Source organism: Microcoleus sp. A003_D6 (assembly GCF_036702825.1).
GTDB lineage: Bacteria > Cyanobacteriota > Cyanobacteriia > Cyanobacteriales > Microcoleaceae > Microcoleus.
In genome coordinates this window covers 1-25,140 of sequence record NZ_JAUBWA010000088.1, presented here as the reverse complement: position 1 = coordinate 25,140, position 25,140 = coordinate 1, and the positions used below count along the sequence as shown (strand labels likewise).

The 25,140-nt window shown below is 45.8% G+C and carries 23 protein-coding genes; 10 read left to right on the top strand and 13 right to left on the bottom strand.

Features of this window, described 5'->3' with window-relative positions; genetic code table 11:
• Window positions 1–29 precede the first annotated feature (29 nt).
• The 5 genes from QUB70_RS22215 to QUB70_RS22195 form a co-directional block, all read right to left on the bottom strand.
• Window positions 30–332 (bottom strand): methyl-accepting chemotaxis protein, encoded by a 303-nt coding sequence (locus QUB70_RS22215; RefSeq protein ID WP_332983484.1) that lies wholly within the window; start codon window positions 330–332, stop codon window positions 30–32.
• A gap of 5 nt (window positions 333–337) precedes the next feature.
• Entirely contained in the window at window positions 338–742 is a 405-nt protein-coding gene (locus tag QUB70_RS22210) for an MCP four helix bundle domain-containing protein (protein ID WP_332983482.1), read from the bottom strand.
• Between the two features lie 280 nt (window positions 743–1,022).
• On the bottom strand, window positions 1,023–2,393 hold the full coding sequence (locus QUB70_RS22205) for a CheR family methyltransferase (protein ID WP_332983481.1): 1,371 nt from the start codon (window positions 2,391–2,393) through the stop codon (window positions 1,023–1,025).
• Complete coding sequence (locus tag QUB70_RS22200) at window positions 2,365–2,844, bottom strand: chemotaxis protein CheW (RefSeq protein ID WP_332983490.1); 480 nt, start codon at window positions 2,842–2,844, stop codon at window positions 2,365–2,367. The genes QUB70_RS22205 and QUB70_RS22200 overlap by 29 nt, the downstream gene beginning before the upstream one ends.
• A gap of 385 nt (window positions 2,845–3,229) precedes the next feature.
• Window positions 3,230–3,745 (bottom strand): EF-hand domain-containing protein, encoded by a 516-nt coding sequence (locus QUB70_RS22195; RefSeq protein WP_332983479.1) that lies wholly within the window; start codon window positions 3,743–3,745, stop codon window positions 3,230–3,232.
• A 613-nt stretch (window positions 3,746–4,358) separates the two neighbouring features.
• On the opposite strand from QUB70_RS22195, the gene QUB70_RS22190 reads away from it, so the two are divergent.
• The 4 genes from QUB70_RS22190 to QUB70_RS22175 all read left to right on the top strand — a co-directional run bounded on the left by QUB70_RS22190 (window position 4,359) and on the right by QUB70_RS22175 (window position 7,492).
• Window positions 4,359–4,682 (top strand): nitric oxide synthase oxygenase, encoded by a 324-nt coding sequence (locus QUB70_RS22190; RefSeq protein WP_332983477.1) that lies wholly within the window; start codon window positions 4,359–4,361, stop codon window positions 4,680–4,682.
• A 54-nt stretch (window positions 4,683–4,736) separates the two neighbouring features.
• Window positions 4,737–4,946, top strand: a complete 210-nt coding sequence (locus tag QUB70_RS22185) for an urea transporter (RefSeq protein WP_332983476.1) — start codon at window positions 4,737–4,739, stop codon at window positions 4,944–4,946.
• Window positions 4,947–5,111: 165 nt separating this feature from the next.
• A complete protein-coding gene (locus QUB70_RS22180; RefSeq protein ID WP_332983475.1) occupies window positions 5,112–6,170 on the top strand; it encodes a DMT family transporter in 1,059 nt (352 codons plus the stop codon).
• 140 nt (window positions 6,171–6,310) lie between these two features.
• Entirely contained in the window at window positions 6,311–7,492 is a 1,182-nt protein-coding gene (locus QUB70_RS22175) for a mechanosensitive ion channel family protein (protein WP_332983474.1), read from the top strand.
• Window positions 7,493–8,900: 1,408 nt separating this feature from the next.
• Here QUB70_RS22175 and QUB70_RS22170 read toward each other — a convergent pair.
• Window positions 8,901–9,806: a bestrophin family protein gene (locus tag QUB70_RS22170; RefSeq protein ID WP_332983473.1), complete on the bottom strand. Its 906-nt coding sequence runs from the start codon at window positions 9,804–9,806 to the stop codon at window positions 8,901–8,903.
• 318 nt (window positions 9,807–10,124) lie between these two features.
• Between QUB70_RS22170 and recJ the strand changes: the two genes are divergently transcribed.
• Complete coding sequence (gene recJ / locus QUB70_RS22165; protein ID WP_332983472.1) at window positions 10,125–12,200, top strand: single-stranded-DNA-specific exonuclease RecJ; 2,076 nt, start codon at window positions 10,125–10,127, stop codon at window positions 12,198–12,200.
• A 131-nt stretch (window positions 12,201–12,331) separates the two neighbouring features.
• On the opposite strand, the gene psb30 is transcribed toward recJ, so the two are convergent.
• Window positions 12,332–12,472 carry a photosystem II reaction center protein Ycf12/Psb30 gene (gene psb30 / locus QUB70_RS22160; protein WP_332983470.1) on the bottom strand — a complete coding sequence of 47 codons (141 nt, stop codon included), beginning with the start codon at window positions 12,470–12,472 and terminating at the stop codon, window positions 12,332–12,334.
• A 357-nt stretch (window positions 12,473–12,829) separates the two neighbouring features.
• Here psb30 and QUB70_RS22155 point away from each other — a divergent pair, with 357 nt between their 5' ends.
• The 3 genes from QUB70_RS22155 to QUB70_RS22145 all read left to right on the top strand — a co-directional run bounded on the left by QUB70_RS22155 (window position 12,830) and on the right by QUB70_RS22145 (window position 14,350).
• Window positions 12,830–13,198: a YkgJ family cysteine cluster protein gene (locus QUB70_RS22155; protein WP_332983469.1), complete on the top strand. Its 369-nt coding sequence runs from the start codon at window positions 12,830–12,832 to the stop codon at window positions 13,196–13,198.
• Between the two features lie 74 nt (window positions 13,199–13,272).
• Window positions 13,273–13,596 (top strand): hypothetical protein, encoded by a 324-nt coding sequence (locus QUB70_RS22150; protein WP_332983468.1) that lies wholly within the window; start codon window positions 13,273–13,275, stop codon window positions 13,594–13,596.
• A gap of 466 nt (window positions 13,597–14,062) precedes the next feature.
• Window positions 14,063–14,350 carry a YggT family protein gene (locus QUB70_RS22145; RefSeq protein WP_332983467.1) on the top strand — a complete coding sequence of 96 codons (288 nt, stop codon included), beginning with the start codon at window positions 14,063–14,065 and terminating at the stop codon, window positions 14,348–14,350.
• Between the two features lie 264 nt (window positions 14,351–14,614).
• Here QUB70_RS22145 and QUB70_RS22140 read toward each other — a convergent pair whose 3' ends face one another.
• From QUB70_RS22140 to QUB70_RS22130, 3 genes are all read right to left on the bottom strand, one after another.
• Window positions 14,615–15,046, bottom strand: a complete 432-nt coding sequence (locus QUB70_RS22140; protein ID WP_332983466.1) for a hypothetical protein — start codon at window positions 15,044–15,046, stop codon at window positions 14,615–14,617.
• Window positions 15,047–15,153: 107 nt separating this feature from the next.
• Complete coding sequence (locus tag QUB70_RS22135) at window positions 15,154–16,203, bottom strand: shikimate dehydrogenase (protein ID WP_332983465.1); 1,050 nt, start codon at window positions 16,201–16,203, stop codon at window positions 15,154–15,156.
• Window positions 16,204–16,435: 232 nt separating this feature from the next.
• A complete protein-coding gene (locus QUB70_RS22130) occupies window positions 16,436–17,800 on the bottom strand; it encodes a P-loop NTPase fold protein (RefSeq protein ID WP_332983464.1) in 1,365 nt (454 codons plus the stop codon).
• A 672-nt stretch (window positions 17,801–18,472) separates the two neighbouring features.
• On the opposite strand from QUB70_RS22130, the gene QUB70_RS22125 reads away from it, so the two are divergent.
• A complete protein-coding gene (locus tag QUB70_RS22125) occupies window positions 18,473–18,676 on the top strand; it encodes a hypothetical protein (protein WP_332983463.1) in 204 nt (67 codons plus the stop codon).
• A 164-nt stretch (window positions 18,677–18,840) separates the two neighbouring features.
• Here the strand turns inward: QUB70_RS22125 and QUB70_RS22120 are convergent, their stop codons facing one another.
• The 3 genes from QUB70_RS22120 to QUB70_RS22110 form a co-directional block, all read right to left on the bottom strand.
• Complete coding sequence (locus tag QUB70_RS22120; RefSeq protein ID WP_332983462.1) at window positions 18,841–19,764, bottom strand: pentapeptide repeat-containing protein; 924 nt, start codon at window positions 19,762–19,764, stop codon at window positions 18,841–18,843.
• A 3-nt stretch (window positions 19,765–19,767) separates the two neighbouring features.
• A complete protein-coding gene (locus QUB70_RS22115; protein WP_332983461.1) occupies window positions 19,768–20,250 on the bottom strand; it encodes a hypothetical protein in 483 nt (160 codons plus the stop codon).
• Between the two features lie 113 nt (window positions 20,251–20,363).
• Window positions 20,364–23,141 (bottom strand): phycobilisome rod-core linker polypeptide, encoded by a 2,778-nt coding sequence (locus QUB70_RS22110; RefSeq protein ID WP_332983460.1) that lies wholly within the window; start codon window positions 23,139–23,141, stop codon window positions 20,364–20,366.
• 683 nt (window positions 23,142–23,824) lie between these two features.
• Here QUB70_RS22110 and QUB70_RS22105 point away from each other — a divergent pair.
• On the top strand, window positions 23,825–25,009 hold the full coding sequence (locus QUB70_RS22105) for a class I SAM-dependent methyltransferase (protein ID WP_332983459.1): 1,185 nt from the start codon (window positions 23,825–23,827) through the stop codon (window positions 25,007–25,009).
• Window positions 25,010–25,140 lie beyond the last annotated feature (131 nt).

Below are 25,140 nucleotides of genomic sequence, written 5' to 3'. Positions count from 1 at the left end.
GCATTTAACATCATTATACACTATTAAAATCAGTTACTTGCCACTTTAAAACGAGAGACTTCCATGCGTAAACCTTGTGCTGCTTCATTCAATTGGCTAATCGCACCGTTAATCTCGCGCAAAGACTGGGCAGTTTGCGATGAAGATTCACTTAGCTGCACCATTGACTCGCTGATTTGCTCAGCACCCTGCGACTGTCCCTCCATGCTGCCAGTTACCTGTTGAAAGCGGGGGGTGAGGTTTTGCACTGGCTGAATAATCGACTCTAATTTATCGCCGATCGGACTGACATTTTCAAGGCCCTGTTCTACATCTTTCGTGAACTTATCCATTTCCATCACCCCTGTTGCAACAACTCAGTCTGAATTTTTCTCGGATTGAGGATACCATATCTCTGATATTTTTCATGAATCTGGACGTACTCTTGACTGGCGGCTTTCCACTTCTCCCAGTCTGCCAAAACTTTTTTGTAGGTGATATCTTGCTCCGGCTGACGAGGAAGCTTTTCGCAGGCGTTAAATCCTTCGTTTATATCCTTCGCTGCGTTTTGAATAGTGGTTAACTCTTTTTGCCTCCGATCGTTAGTTAATGCGTTAGCAATCAGCACTTTCTCAGAGCCATGTGTCTTGGTTTTTGCTTTGTTTATTTTCCACAAGTTGTCGATCCTGGGCAAAGAATCATAGGCGAAGGCGTCAATGTTTTTTTTCAGGCGGTAATTTCCACTCAAGCCTATTAAAGCCACCAATAAGACAATAGACCTCTTGCAAAAGTCCTTTTAATCAAATTTTGGAACGGGCTCTCCGGCCCGTTCCACAAGGAAAAATGTTTTTTGTGGGATGGGCATCTTGCCCGTCCTAGTTATTTTTGCAAGAGGTCTAATTGAACCGATGAACAGGAATCCGCTAACGAGCCTCCTTTGCAAAGTCATATTTTCAAACATCTATTCACTTTTTTTGTTAGTTGTCGGTCAGTTGATAGGCGATATGCAGCCATGCTATATTAACAAGTTAGGTGACTGATGTCTACTTGCCTAAGATTTTTGCGCGTTGGATTCGTTGCCGCAGGACTGCTGCTCTAGCAGTATCGCCGCGATTTTCTGCGAGTAAAGTAAGATGCAGGAGTGCCTCATAATTATTGGGTTCTAAATAAATCGCTTTTTGGAAGCATTGCTCTGCTTGAACATCAAGCCCTTTAGCTTGATATATTTCTCCCATCAATATATAAGCTTCAACACTGGTAGAGTTTTGCTTTAGATAATTTTCGCACATTGTCGTTGCTGCGCTTAACTGTCCCCCATCGGCTAATTTACGGGCAGTGTCCAAGTGGCTTGCTGGCAGTTGACTAGATTTTTGAGCGTTGGCTATTTCGCTGGTAGATGTTGCTGGAACCCTCAAAGGAATGGTTTTCAATTGTGTGGTTTCTCGATTGGCTGTTGGATTGTTTTGTCGGGCGATCGTTGGAGAATCTTTTCTACTAAATAGAGGAGATTTATTTTTGCGATCGAGCCGCGACAAGCTCACCTCTCCAGTAGATATTAACGGCTGACTTCTAATCAGTAGTTTTTCGCCATTTTTTAAACCGCCGTTATAATTTTCTTGCTTTCGGTAGGCGAAAGCAAAAGGATGTTGTACAGATATAAAAGTGGATTCTAATATTTGCATTTTTTCCACGTGTCCCAAAAATAGTAGCCCTTGATTTTTCAATAATTCGTTTAAATTACGAATACTTTTTTCTCTAGCTGCATCGTCGAAATAAATTAAAACATTACGACACCAAATTACATTGTAAGGATTTTTACCTGTGATAAAATTTGGATCTACTAGATTGCCTTGCAGGAAATTCACGGCGTTTTTCACCAAGTCGCACAACTGATATTTATTGCCTGATTTAGTAAAATACAGTTCCTGAAATTCTAGGTTATTTACCCGAAATGAATTTTGGGTATACACAGCTTTCCGAGCTTTATCTAAGGAGCAGTTGCTAATGTCAACGGCATCAATTTGAAACTGATTAGGGGTCAAACCTGCCTTGAGCAGGCTCATAGCAATTGAATAAGGTTCTTCCCCAGAAGAACAGGGTACGCTGAGCACGCGCAAGATGCGGTGACTTTGCGTTGGCAACCACTCGGATTTGACGTAACGCTCTAAAAAAATAAAGGGTTCCCAATCTCGAAAAAACCAAGTTTCCGGGACAATTAATAATTCAATCAGTGCTTCGAGTTCCTCGGTTGATATTTGCAATTGCTGTAGATAAGTTTGCAGGTCGGGTAAATTTCCGGCTGTCATCCGTTGTTCTACAGCTCTGCCAATTTCCTTAGATCCAAGGATACTTGCAGACCAACCAATCCGATCTTTTAGGAGTGACTCAATTTGGTTTTGTATTATTGCTGTCATCGTTCCTTCCTGCTAATAAATATTGTTGCTGCGAATCTGAGAGCAAAGATTCTAACCTAATGCGTTGGATCATCCCCTTCTCATCCATAATCATTTCCCCTAAATAACCATGAGCTTCATCTAATTGTGTGGCTACATCTATCAACTCACTATCCGGCTTATTTAAAGTTTCCGTGACTCGTTCTGCCATCAACCCGATACAACGCTTACTGTTATCCTTCCCAAAATAATTTACCATGATAATTCGAGTGCTCAAGTAGGAGCAACTGGGCTGGCCTCGAATTAAATAGCACAGATCGATTACTGGTACGATCGCCGATCGATATTGAAACATACCCCCAATATAGTCAGGCATTTGGTGCGTTTTTCTCAGGATAACTCTGGGTATAACTTCCACAACCTGGGAACTATCAAGCGCGTAAAGGTTATCCCCTACATAAAACAGTAGCATTAACATTGGCTGCCCTTCCTGATTAACTGTTCATGATTATCTGTGTGTATTTATACTCTTGAACGCTAGAAACTCCCTCTAGCTGGAGAAACCTTCTACAGCTATAGTATACTATACTGCTGCAAACGGATGCTTCCATGAGCCAGCAGCCCTAGCCCAAGCTGCCGGAGGGCACCGAAGAGTTTCTGCGGAAGCTCAAGAAGGGTAAGACAAACCTACTCAATCCTCGTTGAGTACCTGGAGGCTGTTGTCGAAAAAAAATATTTGTCACCATTACCAAAAATTGGCCGACAAATATTTTTTTTAGTTCACATATCGATCGCTAGTGCAGTTCTATTCAACGTTAAGGTTGACAACCAAACCATAGGTTGATACATAATTTTCATTACTCAGCTAAATCGACCGAACCATTTTTATCGCTGTCCAGAATAGTGAAAAGATAATCAGTGATGTAGCTCCTCATTTCTTCCGAACTCCGTTCGCCTGTTGTTAAATCTTCAACCATCCCTAAAAGCTCCATAATTTCTTGTTTGTCGAGGGACTTACTGCCATCCGTATCCAATTGATGGAAAAGCTTTTTGACATCTTCTGTTGCCACTTTCGAGGAACGCAGCGTTTCCCTCAATAAGTCGCGGCTAAAGGCATTCATGAAAAATGTCTGCTCGATAAATGGTATGCAGAAAAAGCCCAATGCCGCCCAGAAAATTGCATAATTCAGCGATTCCTGATTGACACCTGTACTAACTCCAGCGAAAAGAGCAGCCCACAGGAAAAAGTTAGGATTGACAAGCAAGATGTAAGCATCCTGAGCTCTGGAAGCATTGATTGGCAATTGCGAACCTGCGATCGCAAATGTACCCAAAAGTGCCAGCGGAGCGACTATTGATAATGTCCTTGACAAGACAGCCGATGGATAAAGATTGCCGCCTCAAAGTATCGATAAAACTGGGCGAGTAAGAGCCGGCGGAACCATCCAAAACAGCACCCACAAAACTTTGTACAAATCGCTGGGGTTTTGATACAAGACTTCCGAAAATATTAAGGCAAGTCCAACTATCCACCGCAGCAACATCCAACCATAAACTATATCACAGTTTGGGTTACTTTGCGCTTGCTTCATGCAAAGTCAATATCTAGGGTTTCACGCTACGACCTAAAAACTGTCCAGACTATTGTTAAAAAAAAGTCGGGAGTACAGTCGGGAGTATTGTAAACTCAACCCAGTCAACCAACATTAGACCTATTGCAAAAAAAATATGTGTTATCCTTAAGAGTTTGCTCAAGTTTAGGTAAAACTTTGAATTATTTGGTTGATTGGCATCTCCTTAAACTTGCCCAGCCTGCTAGATTATAAAATTGCCTAAACTTTCCATAATAGCACAAAATTAGACCTCTTGCAAAAATCCTTTTAATCAAATTCTGGAACGGGCTCTCCGGCCCATTCCACAAGAAAAAAAATTTTGTGGGATGGGCATCTTGCCCGTCCTAGTTATTTTTGCAAGAGGTCTATTATTTTGCAAGAGGTCTATTCCTTCAAGAAACACAACGTGCGGATGCTCGATCACCATGCTATGGGCGACTACTTCATGAAGTTTTTCGAGGGAGAAAAAAAGCTAGGTCGCCCACTCTATGCCGATTGGGGTTGGATTATTCCGCCCGTCTCCGGCTCCACCTCTGGTGCAGGGCCGATCGAGCTGGACAATCGCATTCTCAAGCCCAACTATTTATATCAGCCAGAACCCTGGAAGACAGAATCGGAGCCGCAAGGATGTCCGTTCCATCAGCAATCCACAATTCCAACTACGCAGCGGTGTCCTGTCGATCGCTCAAACAAGTAGGGCTGGTGTTGTCACGCTGAAGTTTTGGTTGGCGATCAACTGCTTCAGCGTGATATGCAACTTAGACTTCAATTAGGTTCGGGAGCAGAGGTTTCTGATATCTTGGCAGGAATCCTGTTCTTCCTCGCTGTCGCGCTCTGCACACCCATCGGTGCGGCAGTGGGCTTGCTTGGCTGCATTCTAGGAGTTCTCGCGGGCGGGATCGTCGGGGTTGCTCCAGAGAAACTGTATGCGGGATTGTGGGGACTTAGGAATGAAAAATAAATAACTTGCACAATTCAACCCCAGAAGCCTTAATCCAAGGTAAACTATTTCTCTATTCGTCACCTTATTTATTTTTCATTCCTTACTCCAAAGAATTGGAAAAGTTGAACTTGCAATATCAACCTCTGGCTAAAACACAGCGGCTCCATAAACTCCAGAAACTCTATGAAAAGCATTGCTCAATTCCAGCATATGCAGGGCATTCTACTGCTTGTTGCCGTAACCATTTTCTGGGGTACAACCTTCCCCCTCGTTAAGGAATCAATCGTTAGCCTTTCCCCAGGATCGCTGATCGCCATTCGTTGCGCCTTGGCTACAGTGGCTTTTGCCCCACATTTGCGTGACTTGAACAAGGGCTCGATCCGCGATGGGGCACTCTTGGGACTGCTGCTGTTTGGCTCTTTAGCTACCCAGGGGATCGCACTTGAGACTATCTCTGCAAACCGAGCGGCATTCATGGCTAGCCTGAACGTAATTCTAGTACCGCTCTTGGGACAGCTACTCGGTCAGCGCATCCTAGTTACGACTTTCCTCGCCGCCGGACTTGCTCTGGGTGGTGTTGGGGTAATGTCCTGGGAAGAGGAAGTGTTAAGCGTCGGCGATCTCTGGATGGTAGGCGACGTTCTCTGCTATGCAACCTATATCATGGTGCTTGAAGTCGTCACGCCACGCCACCGACCCCTGTCGCTTACCGCAGTCCAGATATTGGTAGTAGCAGTGCTGGCAACCCTCTGGACAGCCCCCGAACTGGTCGGGCAGCTTGAGGCGATCGCTACAAACTCCAGTAACTTTATTCCTATTTTCTACCTAGCTCTAGTTACCGCTGCCACCACTTGGCTACCCGCGATCGCTCAGCAATGGGTTTCCGCCCAAGAGACGGCGATCGTCTACACCTTCGAGCCTGCGGTTGCGGCAGTATTCTCGTTTTGGCTGCTAGGTGAGACGCTGGGGGTACGCGGTTGGATTGGCGCAGGGATGGTGCTAGCTGCAATGGTTCTCAGTCAGATTCCGACGATTGATATCCCAATCAAAATCGTACCTTTTTCTCAAGAACAAGAAAATGCCCAAGAAGATGTGAGTGAGTTCTATCAAAAGTTGGGGGTTGAGCTTGTCGAAGAAAGATTGACTGAAAATCCGATTCTCTATTTGGAAATGGAGGAAACGTTGTTGCAGTCCGGAAGTACCACAATAAAGTTGGAAATTATATCCAAATCAGGAAAATAGGAACTTGGCTCTTGAGCCGTTTTAGGCGTGTAATGAGCGATTGTGTTAATTACATCAAATTCATTTAAACTGGAATGGGAAACCACAGAATCCTTGAGTAACCATGCCTAGATGTAATTTATTGGCAAGCGAATTTGATTATGAATGAGGCCTTTAGTTATCTGGAAATTTTTGTGAAAGAGATTCAAGAAACTCTCTTTAATTCAAGCCTAACTATTGCAGACATACCGCTGACTAAAATAGTTCTCATTGTCACGGCGATCGCGCTCACACAGATATTGAGAGGATTGTTCTTTTCGATTGTCATCCAGAGAATCAAGCATCTTACTAGCGGAACGGATACCACACTGGACGATGAGTTAGTCGAAATTATGGAGCAACCATTAGGTTGGCTGATTTTCATCGCTGGACTTGGGCTCGTGCAGCTAATTTTGGCAGAGAATCTAAAGCCTCAAGTCAGCGAGATGGTCGGTAAGATTCTTAGTCTGAGCGCTATTGTTGCTGTTGCATATATTGTTTACCGTGCCTCTCCACTGTTGGGAGAGATTCTAAGAAAGCTGACACTGAACACCAAAACAGAACTAGACGACTTGCTCGTACCCTACGTACCTCGCCTGTTTCAGACGTTGGCAGTCAGTGTCGTAGTGTTAAAAGCTAGTGAGGTGTTGTTGGGAGCCTCAGCAGGCGCACTCACGGGTCTACTAGGTGGAGCGGGAATCACGCTCGGTTTATTGCTTAAGGACATTATCTATGACTGGTTTTGTACCATCATTATTTACACGGAGAATCTATATCGACCTGGTGACTCAGTGTTCGTGGAGGGAATAGATAGTAGTATTCAAGTTCTAGAAATCGGTTTCAGAAGTACAAAGCTTCATCTAGAAAAATGGAACTCTATCAAAAAGATACCCAATTCAAAAATGATTACTGGAATTGTCGAAAATTGGTCGCAAAATCCTGGCTTAGAAGATTCATTCGGGATTAATTTGACTCTCCGAATTGACGGTACTTCGGCAGAAAAAACAGCTAAAATTTGTGGACTGATTCGGGAAATACCTAAGTCTATTGATTCTTTGCACGACCGATGTTTTGTTTGGTTGGACAGATTTGAACAGAATGCCCGTGTGATTAATATTCGAGTATTTAACAACAATTTAGATCTCTACTTCGACGCCTGTGAAAATTTGAATGTAGCCACATTGGCACTACTGGAAAAAGAGGAGATAGATACCTTACACGTCGAATTTAGAACATACATCGAAAGATATAATGAAAATAGGCCCAAGGCAAAATCTAACAATATACTTAAGGAAGGCGAATGATTTATTCAATCAAATTATTGATTTCATTTGCCTTCAGATTGCTTCAGATATTCAGTGCTGTTGAATATTCACTGGCAGAAAAAGAACTATAGCCTTTCTCATATAGATGAGGTACTCGCTAGCTTTCTTACCAATTACTACAGTCCTGGATGTATTAAGACGCCTTGAAACCGGGTTTTTTACCGATTTTGCCGGCTGTAACCTGTGTATTTTCGTAAAAAAAACAAGGTGATGACCACCCGTGCGATCGCTAACTATACAAATTACCAATTACCAATCTGTACCTCACTCATTGGAGAACTGCTATATAGCCTTTCTCAGGGAGATGAGGCACAATAAAAGTAGTGGTAAGCTCTAAGCTAATTAGCATTTAAATTCCATCTAAAAAAATAATTAAACTCTTGTGGGCAGTTGCTCCGACACCACCCGAAATATACAATTTAAATGCAGTACAGATGATCGCCTTCCCTAATTCTTGATAAGTTATCGCCTTGAGAGAACCCCGAATAATTTTCAGCTTTGACCAGAATTTCTCACAAAGTGAGCAAGCGGCGAATCTGGGGTAAATATCGGAATTTTGCCCAATTTTTACTAATAAATTCTCTACTTCTTCTCCCTTGTGAATAAGCTGTTACGCATTTAAAATAGTATTGTAGGGTGCGTCAGCCCTTTCTCGTTTCCCTTGCGATCGTCAGTGTTCTAGCTGACGCACCCTACAGGTCTCGTTAGTGGTTTAAATGCTCCACAGCTTACTATAATTATCCATCTATAGACAAGCACCTTTTCATAGTTTCGGTACTAGCTTTTGGACGATCAAAACCTCAAATGTAATTCTATCTATTCCGCCTACTAATACCAATTCTCAAAACTCATGAAACAGTAGTCGTAGGGTGTGTCGCCATTCTTTAATCCCTAAATTTGATCGACAATCTCACAGATCCGCGTGCGAACTCAGGCCCGTGGAAACAACCCTCCGTTTCACTCCACCCAACACTTCTTTTGTAACAAGACTTTTTAGAAATGGTATTAATTCAATACTCCGGACAGTTTTTGAGACCGAGGCTGAAACCCTCATTCTACCGTTAGCATTTGACCTCACTGAGAAGGCTGAAACCAGCATTCTGCCGTTAGTGATTGAAAACTGTCCGGACTATTGTTAATTTAAAAAAAACTAAAAAAGTTACGAAAAGTCGTGGGGGCGGGTTTATTGAATCTGTTTGCACTGTGAGAGAGTTATTGGTGAACCCGCCCCTACAGTTCACTAATGACTAATGACTAATGACTAAGCTGTTCCACATTTAAATTGCATATTTCGGGCGGCGTCGGAGCAACTGCCCACTAATGGTTTAAATATTTCTTGAGATGCAATTTAAATGCTGATTAGCTTAATAACTAATCACTAATGACTCTACCGATCTTTCATGCGCTCGTGAACGCTAGGAGACAAAGAAATTAAATCCTCTATATTGCGCTGCATGGTAGCACAAATATTGTCCAAAGGTAAATCATTGGCATCAAACCCGAAGGGATTTTCTATTTCAATGCCGATTTCTTCGATGCCGAACAAAGTAAAACTAATTAAAGCCACAACAGGGCCGGTTCCCCAAGTCAAATCATTCACCATTTGAAATGGTAGTGCCAAACAGTAAACCAACAATAGCTGTTTCAGGTGAATCGTGTAAGCCAAAGGGATCGGCGTCTTCAAAATCCGCTCGCAGCCACCTAATACATCAATCATAGAGTTGATCAACTGACTCATCGCAGTTAACTGATAGACATCAAGGCAATTGCGCTGGTACTGCTCGTGCAAATAATCCTCAATCCAAAAGGTAATTTCTAGCGGCGGATTGTTCATCGATTTAAGCTTTTGGTACTGTGATGGGGACATTAACATCTCCAATTCTGGATTTACTGATTCTTGCCGCAAGTGCAATTTGAGCGCCACTGCAAAGGCAGGTAACAGGCGCAGGGCTGACTTTTTGAGGGCTATATCCTGCGGGTCTTTTTCCTCAATTGCTACCCAGATTTGGCGCGCCAAATTGCGGACGTTGTTGATTAAAGTACCCCAAGATTTTCGACCTTCCCAAAATCTTTCGTAGGCTGTATTTGTCCTAAAAACTAACATTAAACCCAGGAAAATACTCGGTACAATACTCGACAAAAATGGCAAGGAAACTGGCAATTGGAAAAAGTGGAGCAGGGTAATAAAAAACCCAAAGCCACCGCACAGCAAAATGCGGGGCAAAATTGAAGGAATGACAGACCCCCGAACCTTTAATGCAATTTTAAACCAAGACCGTTTATCGACATTCATGCAAGTCTCCTCATAAAATTACATTAGCCTTCTGCTCCCACAGTCGATTTTCGATTTTCGATTGACTCCACAGATGCAATCTGGGGGTTGGAACTTTGGTCTAAAATTTGGGGCTCTTCACGACTTCTATCGGGCGCTGATATCCCTATTTGCGTGCGGTGAGAGCTTCCGAAAAAAGCTTTGCTACAAACAACCTCTGGATTTTACCCAAAAAACTCATCTTTAGGATCTATCTAAAATCTAAAATCTAAAATTGATTGACTGATTGATGCACTTAATTCGGTAAGATTGGTTATGTATCTTTAAACGCAACCTTCCGTGCAAGAGCTACCGACATCTGTCCCCCCGAATTCTCCCCGATTGCCGAACCAACGGTGGCAAATTTATTCGCCTCACCCACAGCAAGCCGAACATTTTGCCGCTGAAATCGGTTTGTCGTGCTTGCTGGCACAGGTGCTGATTAATCGGGGCATCGATTCTGTTGAAGAAGTGCAGGGGTTTATCGAACCGGAATCTCTGGTTTTGCCCGCACCAATGGATGAGTTTCCCGATTTGGCTGCGAGTGTCAAACTGTTGCGGGAGGCGATTTCGGGAGGGCAGAAAATTGCGATTTGCGGCGATTACGATGCTGACGGGATGACGAGCACGGCTTTGTTGCTGCGAGCTCTCAGGAGTCTGGGCGCGAAGGTGGATTATGCTATTCCCAGCCGGATGCGGGAAGGTTACGGGATTAACGATCGCATTGTAGAAGAATTTCACGCCGAAGGTGTGGCTCTGATTTTGACTGTTGACAACGGGATTGCAGCCTACGGCCCCGTTGCCAGAGCGCGAGAACTCGGTGTTAAAGTTATTATTACAGACCACCACGATTTGCCGCCAAAACTACCGCCGGCTGATGCTATTCTCAACCCGAAATTAATTGCAGAATCTTCGCCTTATCGCGGTTTGGCTGGCGTAGGCGTTGCTTATGTCTTGGCTATAACTTTAGCTCAGGATCTCAATAAAGTGGGCGGGTTGGTCAATCCGTTGCTGGAGTTATTTACTTTGGGAACTATTGCGGATTTAGCGCCTTTGACTGGAGTTAACCGGCGCTGGGTGAAGCGGGGTTTGCGGCTGTTGCCTCACTCGCAATTAGCTGGCGTTCAAGCTTTGATTCAGGTGGCGGGAGTACAGGCGGGAAGTGCGGAAACTTTACCTCTTTTAAATTCAAAAAGTCAAGCTAATAATACGTTAAAGCCTGAAGATATTGGTTTTCGGCTGGGGCCGCGGATTAATGCTGTGGGGCGGCTGGCTGACCCTCAAATTGCGATCGAGTTGCTGACGACGGACGATCGCGAATTGGCTCTCAAAAACGCGATTCAGTGCGAACAAATCAATCAGCACCGGCAGGAGTTGTGCCAGGAAATTGAGCAGGAAGCGATTGCTTGGTGCGAGAAAAGCGATCTCGACTTGCAGCAGGAACGGGTTTTAGTTGTCGTGCAACCCGGTTGGCACCACGGGGTGATCGGGATTGTAGCTTCTCGGTTGGTGGAACGCTACGGCGTACCTGTTTTTATCGGTACTTTTGAGGATGAGGGTGGCGAAACGGCTAATATCATCCGGGGTTCGGCGAGGGGAATTCCTGAATTTAATGTATTTGACGGGCTGAATTTTTGCGCGGATTTATTAACTAAATTTGGCGGACACAAAGCGGCGGGCGGTTTTTCTATGCCGGCCCAGAATCTCGAACAATTTCGCAATCAACTGTCAGTTTTTGCCAATCAATGTTTGCAGCCGGAACACTTAAAACCGCTGGTTTCAGTAGACGTGCGAGCGGATTTGGCTGAGATTAATCTCGATCTTTACCGACAAATTGATGCTCTGGAACCTTGCGGCATTGAAAATAAGGCTCCTGTATTTTGGACGCCTAATGTTTGCATAACTGAACAAAAAATTGTTGGGAAAGGAGGTCACGTTAAACTAACTGCAACTCAAGATGGAAAAGTATCGGCTAGTGTGAAAGGGATTGCTTGGCGTTGGGGGGAATATTTTCCTTTGCCTCGGCGGGTTGATATTGCTTACCGATTGCGGGAAAATAGTTTTAATGGCAAAACATCGGTTGAGTTAGAATTGTTGGGTGTCCGGCTGCCGGCAAGTGCTGCTAGTTCGAGGCCGCCGGTGTTTGGAAAAGTGGAGTTTGATTACTGCGATCGCACTTATTCTTGCAGTCTATCTCCCGCAGGGTCGATCGAGGAATTGAGAATCCGCAACTCTCAAGGGCAAGTTCTGGCTGTTGCACCCGGACAAAACATCGGTTTGTTAGGCAACTCCCGCAAGGATGCTAGAGAAGTCGATGTATCTCTACCTTTTTTTGAGAATTTGATTCAAACTGCTAAACACGCCCTCGGTATTTGATAACGGTATTTGATAAGAAAGCTCGTGCAGCGCCGAGAAAATTAGGGAAAATTGGCGATCGAGCGTTTTGAATTTTGAATAATTTAAAACTCAAAACTCCCAACTCTCGATCGCCGCCCAACGTGCTATAATTACAAGTCGCCGCCTTTAGCTGCCAGCAGAAAAATCACGACCGGGCCCGAAAGCACGACTGCTGCAAGTAAAGCTACCTGAATAATGAGTTGGTAGTTTACACCGCCCAGGCCGCTGAAAAGATCGGTTATAAAGTCCATGTGTCCTCCTGACTGTAGTGATTAAGTCTAGATTGTTGAATTAGAAAATCCGCTTCTGATTTTACCGGGCGATCGACCCTATTTTTTAAGGAAGTTTACAAAATTCAACAAAATGTAAACTACGATCGACCTCCCAGTCACAGGGAACAGCGAACTCGATGCCCCTTCCCGGAAAGCGATCCGAATCTAAAATCTACAATCTAAAATCGCACCGCCCCTTCGGTATAGCCACCTCCGGCGCTGGCAATTGATATACTTGAAGAGCCCCAATCTCCTAAAGTTTGGCATTTTCCACATAATCCTCCGAATCTAAAATCTAAAATCTAAAATCTAAAATCTAAAATCTAAAATAGAACTATGGCGAATTGGCGTTGCGTAAAGCAGTGCGGTGCTTGTTGTTACCTCGACCCAACAGAACGCCCTGACTTAGACGAGTATTTATCACCAGAGGAATTAGCGCTCTACTTGAGCTTAGTCGGAGATGACGGTTGGTGTATCAATTTTGACAAATCGACGCGAGAATGCGGAATTTATGCCGATCGACCGCGCTTTTGTCGGGTAGACGAGGAGGTGTTTGAGGAAATGTACGGCGTTGAGCCGGCCCAATTGAACGATTTCGCGATCGACTGCTGCTTAGAGCACATTGAAGACCTTTATGGCGATCGATCTTTGGAAATAATTCGCTTCCAGCAAGAAGTCGGAATTCTCGCCTTACCTGACAACTAATAATCTCCCGGTTTCTCACTCAGAGAGTGTCAAAATAAACAAATCAAGGAAATATCGCGCAGTTGAGTTGAGCCATGAGCAATCGAGAGGGTTTTACAGGGGGATTTATTGCCGGAGCTGCTGTTGGCGGCTTGGTGGGTGCAGTTTTGGGCGCGGTGCTGTCGCGGCGCGCTGCTGAAGCTTTGCTGAGTGAACCTTCAGACGCAAAAACCCGAAAAATCCGCCAGAGGAAAGCCAGCCAACTCGAAGCCGAAGGGATGGAAGTAGCAAGGCTGAGTTTAGAAGATAAAATTGCCCAGCTAAATCAGACAATAGATGACGTGCGGCTGCAACTCGGCGACGTAAACGGGAACGCGCAAGCGCCGGGCGGCGATGGTTCGATCGCCCCTGACTCTTAAATCAATTTAAAATTTTAGATTAAGCCCAGGCGCATCTAAATTTTACAGTCAAGGCGCGATGAAATTATTGTGCGGTGTCCCGCCCGCCCAAAAATACAATCTAGATGCCCAAAAGCTTAGTCTGGCAGATCGGTTCCGGCTACTCTGTTGTGCATTTAAATTGTATATTTCGAGTCCCGATCGAACAATCGTCAAATCATCTCCCCCGATCCCCATCGGACCCTCTCCCTCTCTAATACCATAGGCAATCTAGATGCAACACAGCTTACTCACATCTTGTACCATTCTCGCTCGCGCAGACTTTCGGGCCTGTTCCACCAAGAGTGAATTTTCTTGTGGGGAGTAGGGGTTGGGCAGGATAACCGCCCGCAAACAGCCTGATGCTCCCACTCTCCCCCTCTCCCCACCTATGCTAAACTTAGACTTAAAGCGTCTGTAAACTTTACTCAAACTTCAACCAGAATATATGAGTTATTCCATAGGCCTTTTGGCAACCACGCTGTCCACATTTCTGCAAATCTACGTAGTCCTAATGATTTTTAGGGTGCTGTTAAGCTGGTTCCCCAATATCAATTGGTACGACCCCCCGTTTTCGATTTTGAGTCAGTTAACAGACCCTTACCTGAATCTATTCCGATCGATTATTCCCCCCTTGGGAGGGATTGACTTTTCACCGCTGATTGCATTTTTTGTACTTCAGTTCGGCTCAGAATTCTTGATCGGTCTTTTGGGCAACTTGCAAACAGCTTTTTAGTTAGAAAAGCTTAAGTTTTTAAGCATCTAGCCTAAATTGTTTCGCAGACATAGCTGCCGGCAACTAAATTTTAGATTTGAGATTTTTAGATGAACTCCCCGGTTGAAAAGCTGGGGAGTTCATTGTATATTACAGTTGACAAATTGAAAGCCACTCAACAATCTAAAATCTTACAACAATCGGAAATCGAAAACTGCATCGCGGTTTCACGGGCAGCCAACCCAAAATCTCTTTCTCAGCAATCTAAAATCTCAAATATTTTCATTAGCGGCGAACCACGCCTGTAAAACCTGTAGCTTTAAATTGCTTGAGCTTCAAAGGTGTTCGTTGATTGGCAGCAACCGAAATTCTGATCTGAAAATCGCTAACTCCGGGAGGAACTTCTTCTATAGACCCCAAACGAGTACGGTTTTGCATCACCGGATTGTCGTCCGCATCATAAACGCGGCCGAAAATATCAGCATCAAAAACAGGTTTGCCGCTGCTATTTTCAGCTTTTCCAGTAATCAAAAAGCAATTAGCTTCCATAGAACTGCCGCTGGTGACAGTTCCTTCTGCCATTTCGGCCGGACATTCGTGATAAGAAAGATCCGAAAGTTTAATCTGCGTCAGAGCCCAAGCAGGTGGAGTGAATACCAAACTAAAAATTCCGATCAGGCAAGTAGCAAAAAAAAGGCTGATAGCTCGAAATTTCATAAATGGCAGCGCAAGTATATTTTAACTCTCAGCTTAGCGCGAATTCAGGCTGAAATTCCTAGTTATAGGAATTCTGAAAACTACAGCTACTTTTTTAACAAATGGCATTAATCTAGCCCTAAATGCTGCCGCAAGGCTTGGCGCATTACATCAACGGGGACGGATTCTTTATCCAGCCAAATTTTTAAGGCGGCTGCTCCTTGTTGAACTAGCATTTCGAGTCCGTCAATAGCTCGCGCCCCTCTTTGCTGTGCATCTTTGAGAAACTGGGTAGGATTAGGGGTGTAAATTAAATCGTAGACGATCGCACCTGCTGAAATTCGATCGAGCGTACCCTCGGCAACCGGCGACTTTTCCCCATGCGGATACATCCCCACAGGCGTCGTGTTCACCAGCAAATCTGCCTGCGAGACTAACATTGACAATTTCTCCCAAGTATGCACCTGCAAATTCTGCACGGGCATCGGAGAATTGACCCAACTCTGCTGAAATTCTGCTAAATTTTGTTCGCTGCGACCGACAACGTGAATCTGGGCACATCCCAATTGAGCGCATCCAGCCACAACAGCTCTCGCCGCCCCGCCATTCCCCAAAATTACCGCTACTTTCTGACTCCAATCGGAACCCCCCCTAGCCCCCCCTTGGTAAGGGGGGGGACAGGATTCGACAGCCCCCCCTTGGTAAGGGGGGGGACAGGATTCGACAGCCCCTCCTTGGTAAGGGGGGGGACAGGATTCGACAGCCGTATTGCCCCTTTCTAAGGGAGAGGTCGCGTCTTTAGCCCCCCCTTGGTAAGGGGGGGTTGGGGGGGTTTGCAGCGGCGCGAGAAAGCCTTCTACGTCAGTATTTGTGCCGCACCAACCTTTATCAGTCAGGTATACGGTATTGACTGCACCGATCGAGCGGGCGATCGGGGAAACGGACGACAGCAGCGGCAAGATTGCTTGTTTGTGCGGAATCGTGATGCTAAATCCCCGAACGCCGATCGCCGCAAATCCTGCAAGAGCAGCTTTTAAATCCCCTGGTTTTACCGGAAACGGCAGGTAAACAAAATCGACTCCCAAGTGGGAAATAGCAGCATTGTGCATCGCCGGCGACAGAGAATGTTCGACGGGATGACCAATTACTCCCAGCAGTTTAGTAGTGCCTTTAATCATTTTTGTTAGTTGACTGTTGATTGTTTATGATTCGGCGGTTGAAACCGCTACTATAAAAACAAAGTCTGCCTCCGCAGACTAAGAAATCAAGGGGCTAGCTAACCAAGATTTGGTATTAGTTATTGCTATCATGCGACTCTTATTGTTTAGTCCGCGCAGGCGGACTTTGTTTGACAAGAAGCGATTTCAATCGCCGAGTGACTATCAACCGTCAACTATCAACTGTCAACTGTCAACTGTCAACTGTTTCCCGAAACTCCTTGGCGTCAGCCAAAATCGGATTGACATCAAACCAGTAATCCTCGCCGTAACGGTATTCAAACACCCAGAGACTACGCAGCAAGATTTGATATTTAGTTTCCCCACTCACAGTTTTGGTAGCGGATACTTGGCGCAGTAAATTCCACTCATCAGGTTCGATCGCCAAAGTAAGCTGGTGGCGGCGCTGGACGATCACATTTTCCAAAGTTTCCCGCGACAGAGGAGGGTCTTGTTTTTGCAGACAGCTATACAGCAGTTGCAGCAAATTGCGGACATGACCCCCGCTGACTCGACACAGGCGATCGAGAGTTTCCGCAGAGTCGAAAACTTTGCCCACCAAACCATAGCGCTGCTTCGGCTGCACCGTCGGAAAAGCCCGCGCCAGAACCATCTGCCGCAGCAATTCCACACCCTCAGAGCACTCAGAACCGTCGCTCAACTGCACCGGCACCATCGGTAAAACCTTCGGATCTACCCCAAAGCGATTGGTCAACTGGCCCAAATCGTTAGAGAAAATCAGCACCAAAGGAATTGTATACACGACGTGGCAATTTAGTCTTGCCAACTGCTCGCCGCGATCGACAAACAGATATTCCGGCTGAAGCCGCCCCGTCGGTTTCGCGCACAGGTGTATGCGATCGAGATTGTCGATAATTACCACAAGTCCTTGTTTCCCTTGGCGTTTTAGTTCTTTGTTAGCCGGTTCTAGCAACTCCTTATTCAGCGCATCTAAAATTACATTAGTTCGCGGCTCCAAATATTGCCTCAACTCCGATCGCAGATTCGGAGCATCTTTCGCCTTAGCAGTAATTTTGCCAATTCCCAACGCCAGAGAAAATTCTCCCTCCGTGCTGGCATTTATTTCCCCAAAACCAGGGACATTAGCCTCAGCCCTCAAGTCTATTTGAGTCTGAAAAACATCAGCAACCCCTTTGAGCAAAGCTTTAAAACCCGTCGGTTGCAGCTTAATTTTCATCTTCTCGATGCTTTCGCTCACCTGACGAGCCACGCTCAACAAAATGTCAGTGATATCTACATCTGCCATGTCTAAGTCTTTACTCGACTCAAAGTAAACAACATGAAATCCTTGCTGCTGCAATTGAGCTTGCAGCCGCAGCAATTCTGTTGATTTACCAGAGCCGATGTGACCGGTGAATAATTGACAGGTAGGTGCGTCGGGGGACAGACGGCTGATGGTGCGCTCCAATTGTTCTACAATTGTGCCGCCCCGCACTGAGGAGAAATCGATATAGTATTGTCGGTCTTCTAGATTTGCTACTGCTAGCGTGTAGCTGGGATTGCAAGCTTTATAAAATTTCTGTAAATTTAGTTCCATACCCTGTTCGCTCAAAACTACATTATGCCCTAATAGCTTATTCGTTTCGCTATGGTAATAATCAGCACAAATTATCAACTTATTTTGCTATTTTCTGAGACGTTCAATATCTTGATGCGTCCCTAAACCAGCACTCCGAAATTATACTTATTTTTTGCGTACTGGGAATCAATAGAATCAACTAATACCCATAACCTAGTAATTTATCTGCGTACAGCGAGCGCAACTTTATTGAGATCGCAGACGAAAATTTGGCAGTAATGTTCTCGGATCAAAGTGGCTATTCGAGTACGGTTAACCGAAAAAACAAAAACAGGTAGTAATTAGGTATCCAGAAACCCGGTTTTTTTAATAATACCTTCGCCATTTTCACAGTATGTGGGGCCCTTTTGAAGCGAAACCCAACCTACTTTATTAGAGTATTTTGACTTAGTTAGGCCCGAAGGTGTTGTTTAAGAAACCGGGTTTCTCGGTGTGATATTTTTTTCTACTTAATTTTATCGCTTCTACCGTTTTGTGACCGACACCTGCTGCTGAAGCGGGGTTTTGGCCTGTGACGAGCCTCTCGCTAGCAACAACATGAGCCTAAAAATTAGCAACTTTAGTAAAATTAGCCCCGATCGTTCCGATTTCTGAAGGAATCAGTCAAGCAGATTTAAACCCACTTTCTCAATGACTGTTAACTCAACCTTGGATTGCTTGCAGCGAATAATTGCCGAGATCGCCCGCCGCTTTTGGCGCGCGGTGTTTGGCCGAAGAATCGACGTTCAACCCAAACTCATTATTCCCGATTTTAGAGCGATCGGACAAGCCGTGGAATGCGGATTTGGCTTTAGCGTGCTTCCCGACTACTTGTGTGCAGATTGGGTGAAATAAAATTGCTTGACACTTGTCCTCAAACCTGAACAGGGTGTTAGCAATGGCATCTGGGTGGGTTTCAGAAAATCTGACAGATAGTTACCAAAAATCAAACGGATGTTAGAATTTTGCCAATTTCAATAATTATTGTAGATACCCGACTTCTTCAAGAAGTCGGGTATCTACAATAACGCCCGATCGCTAATAATCTCAAGCAGGCGATCGGATTCGCTGCGAACTTCAGATCCTCTATCTACAAGTAGAGAATCAATTACTTCCCGACCCAATAAATCAACATAATTATCATCGAGTTCACAGAGTTCAATAGCAGCCAGCAAACCCCGCAGTCGCTCCTCATCAGAAGCACCTACAACCATTCTATTCATGGAAGTCCACAAAACGCGCTCCGGCGGTGAAATAGTTTCTACAAGTTCAGCCGCTGTCTGCCGCACGATCGAATGGCGGTCTCCCAAACACAAAAACATCCACTCTAATAATACTTCGTCACCGTACTCAAATTCCTGATGTCGTAGCTTCCCTAATACTTCGAGGGCGATCGCCCTTACATCCCATTCCTTGTCAGCAAGCAAGCAACCTAGTAGAGGAGCAACAACTGGATTATCTAACTCTCCCAGTTTTACAGTAGCATTGTATCTAACATCATTGCGTTCTGAGAGTGTATCAGCAGCAGCCTTTGCTACTTCCGAAGGCCATCTCAAAACATTTGGGATAGAATCTCCCAAGATTAAATCATCACCCCAAAAACTATTTTGAAAATTAGGCTGATGTTCTTCCGATAGAAAGTTTATGTGAGAATTTTCTACTGATACACTTTCTGCGATCGTATTTCTAAAATCCGTTGGGCGAGATCCTTCATCAGAAAAACAGCCAATAAATTTTGCTTCATGTAAAGTCGCTCCTTGAAAAGATGTTCCATTCAAGCGACAACCAAAAAACTCACATCCCGATAAATCTAGTTTATCAAAGATACAACCTCTTAAATCGCAACAGATTAGAGAGTCATTCGGCTCGATCGCAAATGGATGCTGCTTGCTTTGCCAATCCATTCCTACATAACGACTACGTTTGCTGTCTAACTTAAGCATTACTTATTTCCCCAATAGTTCTTTCCAAGTTTTTGCCCATCTGGGAATCTCCGGTTCATCGCTGTTGCGGTAGTCTTCAGCCCATTTTAGCGCCTCTTCCATCTTGACAATTTCCTGCTCAATTTTTTGCTTTGCCTCAGAGGGCAACTCAGAGGACAACTTTGCTAAATGCTTCCGAAGTCCCTTAATGTACTCCTTGCACTTTCCAGCGTGGAGGGTGCTATCTTTTAGCGACTGCGGTGGATTTCCTACGCCTCCTTCAAATTGTTCCTTCATTACCATGAAAGCACAACTTCCATCACCGTACTCTGCTCCCTCCCTGTAAAGGTCATTCATCACTTTCTGAACTTTATCTACTGCTATAGCTTCTGCACGCGGTAGCCAAGTCTCTGGATTTTGAATAATTAATTTAGCCTCTGAGGTTGTAGGGGTAGTGCGGAGTTTTTGCAGTGGATTTGATTGCTCGTTATTTCCCTTTGGATTCATTTTAACTAAATTCTCAATGCCCGATCGCCCTCTACCAAAAATTCCCCGCTACAGCATTACCATAGCGAGGAATTTTTGTCAACCTACAAACTCAATTTTCTTGCAGTTTGTTATTAGCTTCTGTCAGTAGCAGCCGCCGGTTCAAAACTCGGAACCACAATCTCACCATTCTGCTTAGTCAACTGGTTGTACAGTCTTTCAGTATTCGGGAAATTAGCAGCCGGTAGAGTCGGAAACCGGCGGTAAGGAACAGTATCCTCGCCAAAAGCCTCAGCATATTCAACGCTGTTCAACATCGCGTTGATAAAGCCCTTAATCCCTTTACTTGCCAAGATTTGGTTGTAAGTCCGAATCTCCGCTTGATTGCGGGGAGCGCGGCCCAAGAAGTGCTTCGTGCCCAACTCAATCACCTTAGTATTGGGATAAGGTGCGTAGAACTGTTTGACGTACAGCGACGAGCAACCCAAAGCCTCAATGAACTCCTTGAGATTGATTTCCTTGTTGCCCAGTTTGCTTTCCAGCGCCGTGAATTCATTCTTCACGACGTAGGGATTCAAGTCGCGCTCAAAAATTTGACGGTAAGCAGCTTGAATTAAAATTTTCAAAGCTACTTTGTCCGAAGTATTCGTCAGCTTGAACATCTTAGTTTGTTCGCGCCGCTTGCTGACACCTTGAGCGAGGCGATTTTGTAACTCGATATCGCCGAGATTGCTCGCAACACCCAGTTCGATAAACCGAGGTGTTTCTGTCGCCGCCTCAAGGTTGACCTTTTTCTCACCAAAGGAACCCGATCGCATCGTCCGCATCGACAAACCTGCGGGAGTCACATAGCGCTCGTAGGGGACAGTATCTTCCCCGAAAGCTTCGTTGTACTCCATACTGTCGATGATTCCATCAACAAGCGCGTAGAAACCCTTCTTTGCACAAATGTCAAAGTAAGCGTTCATTTCCTGGCGGCCGTAGGTAGGGCGTCCCAGGAGTCGGCGGTGAATGTACTCGATCGCCTTACAAACGTAAAGCTTGCTCCAGTACATATTGCGGAACACGTCAGACTTCGCCAACATCCGAATAAACTCGCGCATCGGAATGTCGCCGTTTTCCAGCTTAATTTCCGCCACCTTTTGGCGCTGACCGTCGAACACATCGCGACCGAACACTTGCAGGTAAGCTGCCCGAATCACCGCTTGGGTGGAACTTTCGGTATATTTGACACTAGAACTGTTGCTGTAGCTGCTAGAGACACCGCGGGCAGTTTTCTTGGAAGCCACATAGCCGCTTGGTAACTGGTCTAATTTAAAGACCTTGGGGCCGAGAGTTCCGGGAGCCTTGCCGCGGGCTTCCGGGTTGCTCAATTGGTTTTCAATCCCCGCACCTTGACGGATCAGGATGCGGCGAGTGTCCTTGCCGAAGGGAGCCGGACGGCTCTTGGGGTTGCGAGTTTCTTGCGGGAAAATCGCGCCGAACTGAATTTCTAAGGGGTCATTGCCAACACCGTAAACGTGCTGGTCTGGTAGCGGCTGAGTGTAGCCTGCGAACAAAGTGATGAACTGAGGAACCTTGCGGAACGGAGCGCTGAAATTGAACAAATCAATTTGCGGGCCCCAGTTGCGACATTCCTGAGCTTCTTGGCCCAAACCGCGCAGGTAAGGCACCGTTTCTTCGCCGAAGTAGTCGGAATATTCCTGGGAATAAACCATCGCGTCTACGAGGGCTGCCAGGCCGCCTTTGGTGACGATCGCGAAATACTTGCTAAATTCCTCCCGCGAGCTCAAACCGCGACCTAGGAAGTGACGGGCTGCCAATTCTACAGCGCGGCTGTTGACAAACGGCTCGTAGAATTGCTGGCGGTACAGAGGAGATTTACCCAATCGGCGGATAAACTCTTTCATCGAGATTTCGCCGTTTTTGACCTTGGATTCCAGGTCAGAAACGCTTTGGCTGTATGCGCGGGTAATGTCGCGCTCGAATACTTGGCGGTAAGCTGCTTTGACTACTTCTTGCTTTTCGGCCGAAGACAGGCCGGTTTTCATGACGAATTTCGCCCGTCGCTCCGCTGCGTTGAAGTAGATTTGAGGCAGTTGCAGCCCTTGCTGGTCGTTGCTTTCGCGCTGCCGCACCTTGTCTGAAGGTGTCGGAGCTTTGAATTCGGTAATTGCTACGTCGAAATACTGTCCGACGATCGCACTTGCCTCTGCATTGTTTCTGAAATAGCCCAAAGATGCTGCCTTCATTTCCTGCATTGCCACAATTGTGGCCGCCGAAGAGCAAGCATTTTCGATGATTTCCCGCAATCCGCGCACGTTCACCGAAATAATGTTCGGGTCGCCCGCGACGATCGCGTAGGTGATGTAGCGCAAAAACCAGCTCAAGTCGCGCAGAGATTTGGTCATGTTGCCCGGGCCGTAGCGCGAGACATTGATCGGCCCAAATCCTGCTGGGATTGGGCCGCTGTAGCCGCCACCGTTGCCAGAAAACAGATTTCCCAGCCCCAAGAAACCACCGCCGCCTGAGCCGTTGCCGCCGCCTGCGCGACCTTCAACGTAGGTGACATTTCCCAGTTTCATGCCTTCAGAGACATTCGCCGAGCCACCGCGAGCCGCACCTGCCATAGCCATCGCAGGTTCTTGTGGTCTTTCCAAAAATGCCAGCGGGGAACCGCCGGTAAAAATCCGGTTGGCTGCGCGGGATACTATGAGTTCCGAGTTTTTGGTCAGCGTCGCAGAGATATCGATCCGAAGAGCCCCTGAACTGAAATAACTTGCCAGTTCGCTGAGTTCGCCCCGCTGTAGGAAGCGGTCTTGCTGTTCTGCTTGCGAAATTGTTGCGACCGGTACAGTTTGATATAGTTGCGGACGCGCAACCGAGCTTCCACCACTTGCCTTTACAGTCATTAGACTCCTTCGCTCCCTATCTAAATCGTTGTAGCATTTACCCAGACTAACCCTGCCTTCTCATGCAGGTTCAAGTAGGTATTTTTGCTTTGTTTACTTTTTGCCTTTACCTATCACGAGGTTCGGGCGCGCTTACTTTCTTAGATTAAAATGTTTTGGTTTCATCTTTCTTCCTGCCGGGAAATGTCCGACCCGAAGGCAGGCAGGCACTCCCTCTGCGGAGCTCCGCCCGTAAACCCGTGGAAACAAAGACTTGGCAGGAGAGTTGCCTTTGGGCGATCGCAGCAAGTGCCGTCAATTAAGGGAAAAGAAAATCAAAAATTTTCTTCTGCCTTTTTCTCTTGCCTTTAACTTTCTGCTTAAAGACGCCTCCGCTTTACCCGAAAGCTCAGCGGTAGCGGTGGGTTATTGACAGTCCTCGTTTGTTAAAAAGCCTGCCGAGATTTATTGTATAGATTTAAGAGAGCGTATATGAGAAAAAATGATAAGTTTTATTACGCAGAAGCTGTCAGGGCTTGGCTATCAGGGGTTAGTCGATCGCCAGATCCCTTTCTTTCAGGCTTGCCCAACTTGACGAAGCGACACTTTGGTTGCGAGTAACGCAGCAACAGAAGTGCATGGCCTAGCGCTGTTACCCCGTAGCTACTGACAACCAATCTCAAAACCCACGTATTACCTCACCTATGGATACTACGCCTGATATCAGCGCTGCCGTGCGGCGGCTTTACGATACTTTCCCTTTCCCGCCCGATCCTTTGTCCGATGAACCGCCCCCGGGGTATAACTGGCGCTGGAGTTGGCCTGATGCTTACAATTTTTGCACCGGGAAAAAGCCGCCAAAACTCGATATTCGGATTTTAGATGCTGGCTGCGGCACTGGTTCGAGCACTGATTATCTGATTCACCTCAATCCTGAAGCTTCGGTGACGGCGATCGACCTGAGTGCAGGTGCTTTGAAGGTAGCACAAGAACGCTGTCGCCGATCTGGCGCGCGAGAAGCTGATTTTCGCCACCTCAGCATCTACGATGCAGCCGAGTTAGAGGGAGAGTTCGATTTGATTAACTGCGTCGGCGTGCTGCACCACTTACCCGATCCAATCCGGGGCATTCAAGCGCTGGCGGCGAAGTTGGCAGAGGGCGGTTTGATGCACATTTTTGTGTATGCTGAGCTCGGACGCTGGGAAATTCAACTGATGCAAAGGGCGATCGGGCTTCTCCAAGGCCCGCAAAAAGGTGACTATCCCGATGGTGTGAAAGTCGGTCGTCAAATCTTTGCTTCTTTACCAGAAAACAACCGTCTTGTCAAGTACGAAAAGCAGCGTTGGGCAGGAGAAAATCAGCGGGACGAATGTTTTGCTGATATGTACGTTCACCCGCAGGAAATTGATTACAATATTGAGACTTTGTTCGAGTTAATTGATGCTTCGGGATTGGAATTTATTGGTTTCTCAAATCCGGGATATTGGCAGTTAGAAAGACTTTTGGGGAAAGCGCCGGAATTGATAGAAAGAGCTCGGGGTTTGACGGAACGGGAGCTTTATCGATTAATTGAATTGTTGGATACGGAAATCACTCATTACGAGTTTTTCTTGGGCAAAAAGCCTGTTAATAAAATTGATTGGTCGGACGATAAGGCACTTTTGGCGGCAATTCCAGAGTTGAGTGGTTGTATGCACGGTTGGCCGAGCGATCAAGTGTTTGATTGCAATTATCAATTGGTCAATTTGTCAAGTGCTGAGTTTGAGTTTTTGCAAAATTGCAATACCAGAAGTGTGGGAGAGATTTTGGCGGATGTGGAGATGGGATTGGATGAAGTGCGATCGATCTTATCAAAACAGCTAATTTTGCTAACACCGGGTAAAATGTAATAATCGTAGGGTGCGTCAGTTCGCATAATTTCCGCTAAAAATCGACAATCTCCGAACTGACGCACCCTACAAATTACCACTAAAAATCAACAATCTCCAAACTGACGCACCGTTAAGTCGTAGGGTGCGTC

Coding starts and splice junctions, on each gene's coding strand:
- QUB70_RS22150 (WP_332983468.1), top strand. CDS start 13,273: ATGAGCAATCGAGAGGGTTTTACAGGGGGATTTATTGCCGGAGCTGCT.
- QUB70_RS22135 (WP_332983465.1), bottom strand. CDS start 16,203: ATGATTAAAGGCACTACTAAACTGCTGGGAGTAATTGGTCATCCCGTC.
- QUB70_RS22130 (WP_332983464.1), bottom strand. CDS start 17,800: ATGGAACTAAATTTACAGAAATTTTATAAAGCTTGCAATCCCAGCTAC.
- QUB70_RS22125 (WP_332983463.1), top strand. CDS start 18,473: ATGACTGTTAACTCAACCTTGGATTGCTTGCAGCGAATAATTGCCGAG.
- psb30 (WP_332983470.1), bottom strand. CDS start 12,472: ATGGACTTTATAACCGATCTTTTCAGCGGCCTGGGCGGTGTAAACTAC.
- QUB70_RS22215 (WP_332983484.1), bottom strand. CDS start 332: ATGGATAAGTTCACGAAAGATGTAGAACAGGGCCTTGAAAATGTCAGT.
- QUB70_RS22105 (WP_332983459.1), top strand. CDS start 23,825: ATGGATACTACGCCTGATATCAGCGCTGCCGTGCGGCGGCTTTACGAT.
- QUB70_RS22180 (WP_332983475.1), top strand. CDS start 5,112: ATGAAAAGCATTGCTCAATTCCAGCATATGCAGGGCATTCTACTGCTT.
- QUB70_RS22145 (WP_332983467.1), top strand. CDS start 14,063: ATGAGTTATTCCATAGGCCTTTTGGCAACCACGCTGTCCACATTTCTG.
- QUB70_RS22175 (WP_332983474.1), top strand. CDS start 6,311: ATGAATGAGGCCTTTAGTTATCTGGAAATTTTTGTGAAAGAGATTCAA.
- QUB70_RS22205 (WP_332983481.1), bottom strand. CDS start 2,393: ATGACAGCAATAATACAAAACCAAATTGAGTCACTCCTAAAAGATCGG.
- QUB70_RS22110 (WP_332983460.1), bottom strand. CDS start 23,141: ATGACTGTAAAGGCAAGTGGTGGAAGCTCGGTTGCGCGTCCGCAACTA.
- QUB70_RS22140 (WP_332983466.1), bottom strand. CDS start 15,046: ATGAAATTTCGAGCTATCAGCCTTTTTTTTGCTACTTGCCTGATCGGA.
- QUB70_RS22200 (WP_332983490.1), bottom strand. CDS start 2,844: ATGCTACTGTTTTATGTAGGGGATAACCTTTACGCGCTTGATAGTTCC.
- QUB70_RS22185 (WP_332983476.1), top strand. CDS start 4,737: ATGCAACTTAGACTTCAATTAGGTTCGGGAGCAGAGGTTTCTGATATC.
- QUB70_RS22120 (WP_332983462.1), bottom strand. CDS start 19,764: ATGCTTAAGTTAGACAGCAAACGTAGTCGTTATGTAGGAATGGATTGG.
- QUB70_RS22155 (WP_332983469.1), top strand. CDS start 12,830: ATGGCGAATTGGCGTTGCGTAAAGCAGTGCGGTGCTTGTTGTTACCTC.
- QUB70_RS22170 (WP_332983473.1), bottom strand. CDS start 9,806: ATGAATGTCGATAAACGGTCTTGGTTTAAAATTGCATTAAAGGTTCGG.
- QUB70_RS22115 (WP_332983461.1), bottom strand. CDS start 20,250: ATGAATCCAAAGGGAAATAACGAGCAATCAAATCCACTGCAAAAACTC.